Below are 1,153 nucleotides of genomic sequence, written 5' to 3'. Positions count from 1 at the left end.
ATCGCGCTGTCCGACGACGGCGCGAACTGGATTCTCTGCAACGCCTCCCCGGACATCCGCGCCCAGCTGGCGTCCTTCCCGGCGCTGCAGCCGGCGCGGCGCCTGCGTGATTCGGCGATCGCCGCCATCGTCCTGCTGGACAGCCAGATCGACCACACCACCGGCCTGCTCAGCCTGCGCGAGGGCTGCCCGCACGACGTGTGGTGCACGGAGATGGTCCACCAGGACCTGTCCAGCGGCTTCCCGCTGTTCCCCATGCTCTCGCACTGGAACGGCGGGCTGAAACACAACCTGATCGAGCTGGACGCCGAACCCTTCGTCATCCCGGCCTGCCCGGGCCTGCGCTTCACCGCCATCGCCCTGCGCAGCAGCGCGCCGCCGTATTCGCCGCACCGCGGCAACCCGCATCCGGGGGACAACATCGGCCTGTTCATCGAAGACCTGTCCACCGGCGGCTCGCTGTTCTACGCGCCGGGCCTGGGCCAGGTGGACGACGCGCTGCTGACGTGGATGCGCCGCGCCGACTGCCTGCTGGTGGACGGCACGCTGTGGCGCGACGACGAGATGCGCGTCTGCGAGGTGGGCGACAAGCTCGGCAGCGAGATGGGCCACCTGGCCCAGAGCGGCCCCGGCGGCATGATCGAGGTGCTCGACGGCATCGACGGCCCGCGCAAGGTGCTCATCCATATCAACAACACCAATCCCATCCTCGACATCGCCTCGCCCGAACGCGCCGAACTGGACGCGCGCGGCATCGAAGTGGCGTTCGACGGCATGGGCATCTTCCTCTGACGGCTAGAAGGAGGCTCGCGATGACCCGCGAAGTCATGAGCCCCGCCGAATTCGAGCAGGCCCTGCGCGCCAAGGGCGCCTGCTACCACATCTTCCACCCGTACCACGTGGCCATGTACGAAGGCCGCGCCAGCCGCGAGCAGATCCAGGGCTGGGTGGCCAACCGCTTCTACTACCAGCTGAACATCCCGCTGAAAGACGCGGCGATCCTCGCCAATTGCCCGGACCGCGAAGTGCGCCGCGAGTGGTTGCAGCGCATCCTCGACCACGATGGCGCGCCGGGCGAGGAGGGCGGCATCGAGGCGTGGCTGCGCCTGGCCGAATCCGTCGGGCTGGACCGCGAGCAGGTGCTGTCCCAGGA

The 1,153-nt window shown here is 69.0% G+C and carries 1 protein-coding gene and 1 pseudogene; both read left to right on the top strand.

What is annotated here, in order from left to right; all coding sequences use genetic code 11:
• Window positions 1–792: pyrroloquinoline quinone biosynthesis protein PqqB (gene pqqB, locus ACNFIA_RS31935; RefSeq protein ID WP_416790994.1), on the top strand; the 792-nt coding region annotated here is incomplete at its 5' end.
• A 20-nt stretch (window positions 793–812) separates the two neighbouring features.
• Window positions 813–1,153, top strand: a pseudogene (locus ACNFIA_RS31930) (pyrroloquinoline quinone biosynthesis protein C); the annotation flags it as partial.

Source organism: Pseudomonas sp. NY15437 (assembly GCF_048068435.1).
GTDB lineage: Bacteria > Pseudomonadota > Gammaproteobacteria > Pseudomonadales > Pseudomonadaceae > Pseudomonas > Pseudomonas nitroreducens_B.
The sequence above is the reverse complement of the archived record's forward strand: the minus strand, read 5'-3'. Positions and strand labels throughout refer to the sequence as shown.